Raw genomic sequence first — 7,369 nt, forward strand, 5'->3', positions numbered from 1 at the left:
CACCGCCGAGGTGTACGGCGGCGGCCTCGACAAGGCCCGTCAGCAGGCGCGCGACGCGATGGACCAGGAAGTCGTCGCGGACACCATCCGCGAGAAAATCGTCGGCCACGAATACCGCGTCCGCGGCAACCTCTCGGTGGACGACTACGGTGCGAACCTCGAAGCGAGCGAGTTCGCCGAGACGGACGACGACCCGATCGACCGTGCCAAGGCCCTCCTCACGGAGGTGAACGCATGAGTTCGCAGGGCGGCGTCGGTCGTCGGGAAGTCGCGTGGCGAATCTTCGCGGCCGAGTACGACGACGCCTCGCTCGAACACTCGGACAGCGACGAGGAGCGCGCCCCGAACTACGTCGTCACGCCGACGGGTGCACGCATCAACCGCCTGTTCGTCGTCGGCGTGCTGACCGAAATCGAGCAGGTCGGCGACGACGTGCTCCGCGCCCGCATCGTGGACCCGACGGGCGGCTTCGTCGTCTACGCCGGGCAGTACCAGCCGGACGCGCTCGCGTTCCTCGAACGCGCCGACCCGCCGATGTTCGTCGCGGTGACGGGCAAGGCGCGGACCTTCCAGCCCGGGGATTCGGACCTCGTGTACACCTCGATTCGTCCCGAGAGCATGAACGCGGTGGACGCCGAAACGCGCGACCGGTGGGTGGTCCAGACCGCGGAACAGACCCTTTCGCGCATCGAAACGGTCGCGGGTGCGCTCGACTCCGGCCAGTACGGCGAGGAGCTTCGACGGGCGCTCGAAGCCGCCGACGTGGACACGGGACTGGCGGCCGGTATGCCGCTGGCGCTCGACCACTACCGAACGAACACGCCGTACCTCGCGGAACTGCAGGACGTCGCGCTCGACGCCACGCGAGTCGTCGCGGGCGAACGTGACGAAGTTGGGACGCTCGACGCGTCACCGGACGAACCCGGCGACGCGACGCTCGACGTGGACGTCTCGCTCGACACCGCGGCGGTCGAAACGGGGACGAGCGAAATGGAACCCCCGGCCACCGACCCCGAAACGTCGGCCGAGTTCGACGCGGAAGTCGGTTCGGACTCGGGAGCCGAAGCGGAGACGGAATCGGCGGCGTTCGAATCGAGCGGCACGGAACCGACCGACGCCGACCTGACCGACGCCGAACCGACGGAACCGGAATCGGAAGGATCCGAATCGACGTTCGAGTCGGAATCCGAACCGACGGACGAACCGGCCGCGGAAACGACGGTTCCCGACACCGACGCCGAACCGGAGATGCCTCCGGCAGAGGCCCGCGAACCCGCGGAGACGGCCGAACCGGTCGAATCGGAACCCGTCGGCGAAACCGATGTGGAGGAGTTCGACGCGAACCCGTCGGACGAGACCACCGTGAGCGACTCCGACGAGTCCGCGGACGACCTCGGCGATTTCGACGCCGGACCGTCGGACGAGGAGGACGGTCCCGGCGACTTCGACCAACCGATGGGCGAGGACGTCAGCGGCGAGATGTACGAGTTCGACGAGGGCGAGCGCGAGCAGATAGAAGAGGAGTTCGGTACCGAGTTCACCACCGGCGCGGAGGTCGGCGAACCCGGCGAGGCCGACATCGAGACGCCGGAACCGGCCCAGGAGATGGCGACGGAATCGGAGGCGGAACCCGAATCCGACACCGCCGCCGAACCGGCCGAAGCGACCGGCCCGGACGCCGACGCGGCGGAACCGGAGCAGACGGAAGCCACCGAACCGGAACCGACGCCGAGCGAGGATAGCGGGACAAAATCGGCGGCGGAACCGGAACCCGAATCCGCGGGCGGGGACGACGGCGACAAGCCGGTTCCCGAGAACCTCGAAAACACGGTGATGGAAGTCATCGGCCGGAATCGTTCCGTCGCCGTCGCCCGTATTCTCGAACGTCGCGGTGACCGTCACATTCTCCCCCTTCGACACCTGTTTTCTGTCGAGTGACACGTCCGTGACGTGGATGTCCGCTTTCGTCCGCTCCACCGTTACGGGCGTGGTCGCGCTGGCGGTGTGCCCGTTGCTATCGACGACCGTCACGCGGGCGATGTGTTCGCCCGGTTTCGAATAGGTGTGGGTCGTCGTCGGTCGCGTCGTCGTCTCGTCTACCGTCCCGTCGTCGTCGTAATCCCAGCGGTACTTCGTCGGCGTCCCCTCCGAGTCGCTCGATCTGCTCGCGTCGAGGGTGATGGGCGTTCCGGCGCTGGCCGTCCCCGCGGCCCGCAACGACGCCTGTAGCGAGCCACCACACGTTCCCGGCCGGACGGTCACGGGTGAGCCCATGTCGAGTTCCGTCGCGCTCGGACTACCCGATCCGCCCGAGAGGAACGCCCACGACGTGACGGGTTCGTGTTTGAGTTGCGGGTTGTAGAGCGTCGCATCATCGTTCCACGAGGGCGTGACGGTTATCTTCGAATCGCCGGACACGCCGCGGAAGACGCCGCCGTCGGTGCGCGACCCGGCCCAGATCCAATCGAGGCGCGTCCGCGACCAGCGGTCGTCACGGTGGGGGTACGTGTCGTCCATCAACACCCACTGGCCGGAACTCGGCAGGCCGTCGAACCCGAACGTCACCGTGCTCATCGGGTTGTTGTCGCCGGTTCGGCTCTTGTTCATCTTGTCGTGGATCATCACGAGGCTCGTCACGCCGCTCGGGGCCTGGTACAGGAACATCGTGCTCCCGTTCTCGCGGGTGAACGCTTTCGGACCGAAGTAGCCGTACGCCCAACTGCTCGAATTCGTGTACGGGGTGCGGTAGTCGTAGAAATCGACGACGTTCGTGTCGCCGTGAATCGGACTGACCTCCGTACAGGATGCACCTTGCTCGACGGCGTAGGTGCTGTGATGGTTCGTCGGCGCGTCGGGCAGGTCGTCGCCGGGCAGTCCCGGCGGTGGAAGCGCGACCGCGGTTCCGAACAGGGAGAGGACGAGGAGGGCGACGAGCACGGGACGGAGTTTCATCGAACGGGTCGCCTCCGAGTGCGATACTGGTTGCGTAGCAGTGTGTAAGCCGTCATAGACACGATTCTCCGAAGACCACGCTGTCGGGCGTGGCGTATCGCATCACAGGAAGGTCGTGATTGGCTTTGTTATGTCCCGCCTGTGTCCGTTTTAGGCGGTTCCTTCCGGAAAAAGGTCGTCGCCGGGCCGAGATAGGTGAACCATCCCGAGAACAGGATGGCGACGGCGAGCCACCCGACGCTGACGAGAAACCACGCCGTGCCGCCGAGGTCCAGACTGCGGATGAGCGGTTGTCCCGCGACCCCGATGAGCCACGCGACGAGGAAGAACAGGCTGTGGTTGCGAAGCGTCCACCGGTCGTCGGACGCCAGACGGGCGACCGGGAGGGAGGCGACGAACAGCACGGGCGCGAACATGATTTGCGTGAACGGGTCGGGGGGACTGAAGAGTGCGCTGAAGACGAACGCCGACAGCAGGGCGAGGACGAGGATACGAGTGAGACGGTCGATGGATACCATACGAGAGACTCGTGACCGAAAGATATCAGTTTTCCCCGAGGAGCGCCGGAAGGTCGTCGATGGAGTCGATGACCGCCGCCGCGCCCGCCTCCTCGTACTTTCGGCGACCCGACTCGCCCGTCAGGCCGCCGGTCAGAACGCCGACGCCGACGTACTCGCGGTTCGAGTCCGTCTCGTCCGCGTTCACCGCGGTTCGAATATCGTCCAAGGTGTCGCCCACGAAGACGACGCGTTCGGCGTCGAAGCGCTCTCCCAGCGTCATCAGGGCGTGGGGATGCGGTTTGCCCTGCTCCCAGTCGTCCATGGTGAACCGGTGCTCGTCGGCCACATCCAGTCCGACGCGTTCGAGGGCGATGTCGGCCTCGGCGCTCGGCCTGCCGGTGACGATACCGACCGGGTAGTTCGCGGTGAGCGCTTCCACCGTCTCGGAGCCGAGGAGGACGGGTTCGTCGTTGATGTACCCCCGCGTGTCGAGCGTCGGGTCCTCGCCTTCGAGTTCCGCGTACAGTTCCGCGCCGAGGTAGAGTTGCTGGAACACCTCGCGGAGGTGTTCGGGGTCCCACGCCGCGCGGACGGTTTCGTGGGCGTCGTCGGGGAGTTCCTCGGCAACCACGTTCTCCGCGGCGTCGAGGCCGCCGCCGTTCGCCGCGATATCGTCGGTGAATTCCTCTATCGTGCTGTCCAGCCCCTCGCGGGAGGCGAGGACGTACAGCGCCGCGGCGTAGGTCAGTTCCCAATCGTTGTTGAAGCCCGATGCGTCCTTGAACGACTGAATCGCGTCCTTGGGGATGGTGTCGCCGTGGACCCGTTCGACGGATTCGAGTATCGCCCGTCGGTAGGAGTCGGCCACGTCCACGAGTACCCCGTCGATGTCGAGTACGACTGCATCCACGTTCATACCCTCGCGTTCGTCCGCGGCGATAAGGGTTTGCCGAATCGCCGAGTGTGCCGCCGCCCCGCCGAACCGACTATGGTCCTGCCCTTTGAACGACCCTCCATGGACCACGACGAACTCCAGCGACGCTACGGTCGCGACGAATTCTACTGGGGAACGGAGCCGAACGGATTGGCCGAGACGGTACTGGAGTTTGCGCCCGAACGAACCGCGCCCGCCGCCATCGACATCGGTAGCGGCGAGGGCCGGGACGCGGTGTACCTCGCCGAGCAGGGCTACGGCGTCCTCGCGGTGGACCCGATTCCGAACGGGTTGGAGAAGACCGAGCGCCTCGCCGAGGAGCGAGGCGTCCAACTCCAGACGAAGGAGGCCGACATCAACGACCTCGACTTCCCGTCGATGGACGTGGTGTACTCCTGTGGTGCGCTCCAGTATCTCCGCCCGGAGAACCGCGACGCGCAGTTCGAGCGGTTCAAGACCGCGACCACTGACGGCGGGATTCACGTCCTGTTCGCGTTCGTGGACCACCCCGAAATTCCGACCGCGCCCGACTGGGGCGACAACGAGCACTTCTACCACCCCGGCGAACTCCGGAGCTACTACGACGATTGGGAAGTTCTGGAGGAAGACGAACTCGTCTTCGACGATAATTCGGGAGGGGAACCGCACCAGCACGCCGCGGAGACGATAATCGCCGAGAAGCCCGACGAATAATCGACCCCGCGGTCCCTACTCCCGCGCCCAAAACAGCGTCTCGCCCGGAATCGTCTCTCGCCGGACGGGAACCGACGGTTGGTCGCCGCCGAGGGTCGTGAAGACGAAGACAGAATCGCACTCCTCGGCCACCGAGAGCGCGGGGCGATGGAGTTCCGGTGGCAGGTTTTGGGCGTAAATCACGTCCGCCGACTCGTACACGTCCACCACCGGGTCGGTCACGTCGTCCAGTCGAAACTCGACGCCCTCCGGGACCGTTCGCGGTCTGATATCCGTCGCGGTGACGGCGACGCCGGTTGCGGCGAGTTCGTCGGCGACGTCCGGTCGATTGCCGATTCCGACCTCGACTGCGCGCGGATAATCGGCGAGGCGGGTGACGATTTCGTCGCGGATGTGCGGGTTCACGGCGGGATGTTTATGCGTCGTCCGCTCATAGGAGTTGCCATGTTGATTGACATCGTCCCCGTGGGGGACGTTACGGGGCGGGTCAAACGTGAGGCGTCAGCGGCCCTTCGGGCGATATACGATTGCGACGTGATGGTGCACGAGCGACAGGAAATCCCCTCTGGGTCCCACGACCCCAACCGCGACCAATTTCGCGCCGAGGATTTCATCGAACTGGCGAGTCGCATCGGAACCGGCGAGAAGAACATCGCCATCACACCACAGGACCTCTTTTACCGCCGTCGAAACTACGTCTTCGGTCTCGCCTATCTCGACGGCAGCGGCAGCGTCATCTCCACCTACCGACTCCAACCCGCGACCGACGGTCTCTCCTCCGACGGCGGCATCTCCACTAAGCCGCGGGAAGAGGTGTTCTCGGACCGCGTTCGAAAGGAAGTCGTCCACGAAATAGGGCACACGCTCGGCCTCGAACACTGCGACAACAACCGGTGTGTGATGAACTTCTCGCCGACCGTCCGCGAAGTGGACGTGAAAGAGGAGAACCTCTGTGGCACCTGCCAGCGTCAGGTGCTCTGAACGAGTCTCCTGACGATTCTCGATTCCGCGTTTCGAAGGTGCGTCGAAGCCGTGCTCGGTGCACAGTTCATTTCCTTCGCCACCGCCTCGACACCGGCCTCTCGCGGCACGTCGTAGTAACCGACCGCGACGGCCGTTTCGAGCGCCGACCGCTGGCGCTCCGTTAACTCCGCCCAGAGTCCCATCTGTGGTGTGTCGTACTCGCTGACCTGTTCGACCGACACGTCGATGTCGGCGTCCACGTCCTCCATCACGGCGCGCATGTCCGCGGACTTTCCGACGAGTTCCATCCGCATCGCGCCGTCGCTGGTGTACGTGATGGGCGGAATCACGAGGATGCTCGTCCCCGCGAACGCGGTGCGAAAGTCGGCGTCCACGTCACGTTTCTAGTGTTCGATATAGGCGTAGAACGAGGCGTCGTCGAGCGGCGTCAACTCGTAGTCGTGGATCAGTGGAGCGGCGTCCACCGCCTCGGCGTACGGTTCCATCTCGCCGACGATTCGAAAGAGGACGTAATCCCGGTCCTCGTGCGAGAGGTTCCAGTTCAGCAGTTCCGCCCGCTCCATCGCGTCGTGCTCCATGATGAACGACCGCATCGGGTTCCGCATCTCCCGCGGATGGCGAAGCGTGAGCCGAACGTACTTCATACCCGACCATACACCGCCCCTCATAAATTCCCTAGTGGATTCGACGGAATCGGCTTCGGTCCGTCTCCCCGATATCTAGGTATGATGACCTCCGAAATCGCGCCGACCGAGCGCTCGGACGACCGCCCGCTTCCGCCGGGACCGACATCGTATCCCGGCGTGGGGAACACCATCGGTTTCCTCCGCGACCCGTTCGCGTTCTACGACGGCCTCCGCGAGTACGGCGACGTGGTGTCGTACTCCGTCGCGGGCGAGGACTTCTGTACGCTCCTCCACCCCGAGCACGTCGAGCGGGTGCTCGTCACGGAGGAGTCGAAGTTCGGAAAGAGCGAGTTCATTCGGGAGGCGGGTGAGAAGTTCATCGGGAACGGACTCTTCGCCAGCGAGGGTGAGTTCTGGCGACGTCAGCGGACGATGATGCAACCCGCGTTCTACCGCGAACGCATCGGAACCTACGCGGAGCCGATGGTCGCGTTCGCGGCCGAAACCGCCGACTCGTGGGACGACGGGGAGACGATTCGGCTCCAGCAGGTGATGAAACGGTTGACGCTTCGAATCCTCGCCACGGCCCTGTTCGACCACGACGTTCGCGGAGCGGACTCGTCCATCCGCGACGCGGCGCGCGGTATCGCGCGGGCCATCAACGAGAAGAGCGACGCGGG

The 7,369-nt window shown here is 65.3% G+C and carries 12 protein-coding genes and 2 pseudogenes; 8 read left to right on the top strand and 6 right to left on the bottom strand.

Annotated elements, in window-relative coordinates:
* Positions 1-238 (top strand): annotated as a pseudogene (locus tag BG842_RS00525) (replication factor A); the annotation flags it as partial.
* Complete coding sequence (locus BG842_RS00530; RefSeq protein WP_254662800.1) at positions 235-1,938, top strand: hypothetical protein; 1,704 nt, start codon at positions 235-237, stop codon at positions 1,936-1,938. The pseudogene BG842_RS00525 and the gene BG842_RS00530, both read left to right, overlap by 4 nt.
* Positions 1,939-2,034: 96 nt before the next feature.
* Here the strand turns inward: BG842_RS00530 and BG842_RS30780 are convergent.
* Positions 2,035-2,262: pseudogene (locus tag BG842_RS30780) on the bottom strand (PKD domain-containing protein); the annotation flags it as partial.
* On the opposite strand from BG842_RS30780, the gene BG842_RS30785 reads away from it, so the two are divergent.
* The 3 genes from BG842_RS30785 to BG842_RS30795 all read left to right on the top strand — a co-directional run bounded on the left by BG842_RS30785 (position 2,180) and on the right by BG842_RS30795 (position 3,000).
* Positions 2,180-2,362 carry a hypothetical protein gene (locus tag BG842_RS30785; protein ID WP_069449249.1) on the top strand — a complete coding sequence of 61 codons (183 nt, stop codon included), beginning with the start codon at positions 2,180-2,182 and terminating at the stop codon, positions 2,360-2,362. The pseudogene BG842_RS30780 and the gene BG842_RS30785 sit on opposite strands and share 83 nt — an antisense overlap.
* 27 nt (positions 2,363-2,389) lie before the next feature.
* The gene (locus BG842_RS30790) at positions 2,390-2,707 is read left to right on the top strand and encodes a hypothetical protein (RefSeq protein WP_069449250.1); all 318 of its coding nucleotides are present in this window, start codon (positions 2,390-2,392) and stop codon (positions 2,705-2,707) included.
* 104 nt (positions 2,708-2,811) lie between these two features.
* Positions 2,812-3,000, top strand: a complete 189-nt coding sequence (locus BG842_RS30795; RefSeq protein WP_254662801.1) for a hypothetical protein — start codon at positions 2,812-2,814, stop codon at positions 2,998-3,000.
* Between the two features lie 80 nt (positions 3,001-3,080).
* On the opposite strand, the gene BG842_RS00545 is transcribed toward BG842_RS30795, so the two are convergent.
* Positions 3,081-3,470: a hypothetical protein gene (locus tag BG842_RS00545; protein ID WP_069449251.1), complete on the bottom strand. Its 390-nt coding sequence runs from the start codon at positions 3,468-3,470 to the stop codon at positions 3,081-3,083.
* A 25-nt stretch (positions 3,471-3,495) separates the two neighbouring features.
* The gene (locus BG842_RS00550; protein WP_069449253.1) at positions 3,496-4,368 is read right to left on the bottom strand and encodes a TIGR01548 family HAD-type hydrolase; all 873 of its coding nucleotides are present in this window, start codon (positions 4,366-4,368) and stop codon (positions 3,496-3,498) included.
* Between the two features lie 99 nt (positions 4,369-4,467).
* Between BG842_RS00550 and BG842_RS00555 the strand changes: the two genes are divergently transcribed.
* Positions 4,468-5,079: a methyltransferase domain-containing protein gene (locus BG842_RS00555; protein ID WP_069449252.1), complete on the top strand. Its 612-nt coding sequence runs from the start codon at positions 4,468-4,470 to the stop codon at positions 5,077-5,079.
* A gap of 15 nt (positions 5,080-5,094) precedes the next feature.
* Here the strand turns inward: BG842_RS00555 and BG842_RS00560 are convergent, their stop codons facing one another.
* On the bottom strand, positions 5,095-5,484 hold the full coding sequence (locus BG842_RS00560; protein WP_007979935.1) for a UPF0146 family protein: 390 nt from the start codon (positions 5,482-5,484) through the stop codon (positions 5,095-5,097).
* 39 nt (positions 5,485-5,523) lie between these two features.
* Between BG842_RS00560 and BG842_RS00565 the strand changes: the two genes are divergently transcribed.
* Complete coding sequence (locus tag BG842_RS00565; RefSeq protein WP_007979933.1) at positions 5,524-6,060, top strand: archaemetzincin family Zn-dependent metalloprotease; 537 nt, start codon at positions 5,524-5,526, stop codon at positions 6,058-6,060.
* Here the strand turns inward: BG842_RS00565 and BG842_RS30800 are convergent.
* Together BG842_RS30800 and BG842_RS30805 are read right to left on the bottom strand one after the other, a co-directional pair.
* Positions 6,048-6,437 (bottom strand): helix-turn-helix domain-containing protein, encoded by a 390-nt coding sequence (locus BG842_RS30800; protein WP_254662802.1) that lies wholly within the window; start codon positions 6,435-6,437, stop codon positions 6,048-6,050. The two genes, BG842_RS00565 and BG842_RS30800, sit on opposite strands and share 13 nt — an antisense overlap.
* Positions 6,438-6,446: 9 nt before the next feature.
* Complete coding sequence (locus tag BG842_RS30805) at positions 6,447-6,707, bottom strand: hypothetical protein (RefSeq protein ID WP_254662803.1); 261 nt, start codon at positions 6,705-6,707, stop codon at positions 6,447-6,449.
* Between the two features lie 81 nt (positions 6,708-6,788).
* On the opposite strand from BG842_RS30805, the gene BG842_RS00575 reads away from it, so the two are divergent.
* The coding region (locus BG842_RS00575) for a cytochrome P450 (protein WP_139135968.1) at positions 6,789-7,369 on the top strand (581 nt) is incomplete at its 3' end.

The sequence above is a fragment of the Haladaptatus sp. W1 genome (genome assembly GCF_001723155.1).
GTDB lineage: Archaea > Halobacteriota > Halobacteria > Halobacteriales > Haladaptataceae > Haladaptatus > Haladaptatus paucihalophilus.

Bases quoted from the DNA above. Each gene is read 5' to 3' on its own strand.
- BG842_RS30785 (WP_069449249.1), top strand. From the start codon at position 2,180: ATGGGCGTTCCGGCGCTGGCCGTCCCCGCGGCCCGCAACGACGCCTGT.
- BG842_RS00550 (WP_069449253.1), bottom strand. From the start codon at position 4,368: ATGAACGTGGATGCAGTCGTACTCGACATCGACGGGGTACTCGTGGAC.
- BG842_RS30805 (WP_254662803.1), bottom strand. From the start codon at position 6,707: ATGAAGTACGTTCGGCTCACGCTTCGCCATCCGCGGGAGATGCGGAAC.
- BG842_RS00545 (WP_069449251.1), bottom strand. From the start codon at position 3,470: ATGGTATCCATCGACCGTCTCACTCGTATCCTCGTCCTCGCCCTGCTG.
- BG842_RS00565 (WP_007979933.1), top strand. From the start codon at position 5,524: ATGTTGATTGACATCGTCCCCGTGGGGGACGTTACGGGGCGGGTCAAA.
- BG842_RS00555 (WP_069449252.1), top strand. From the start codon at position 4,468: ATGGACCACGACGAACTCCAGCGACGCTACGGTCGCGACGAATTCTAC.
- BG842_RS00530 (WP_254662800.1), top strand. From the start codon at position 235: ATGAGTTCGCAGGGCGGCGTCGGTCGTCGGGAAGTCGCGTGGCGAATC.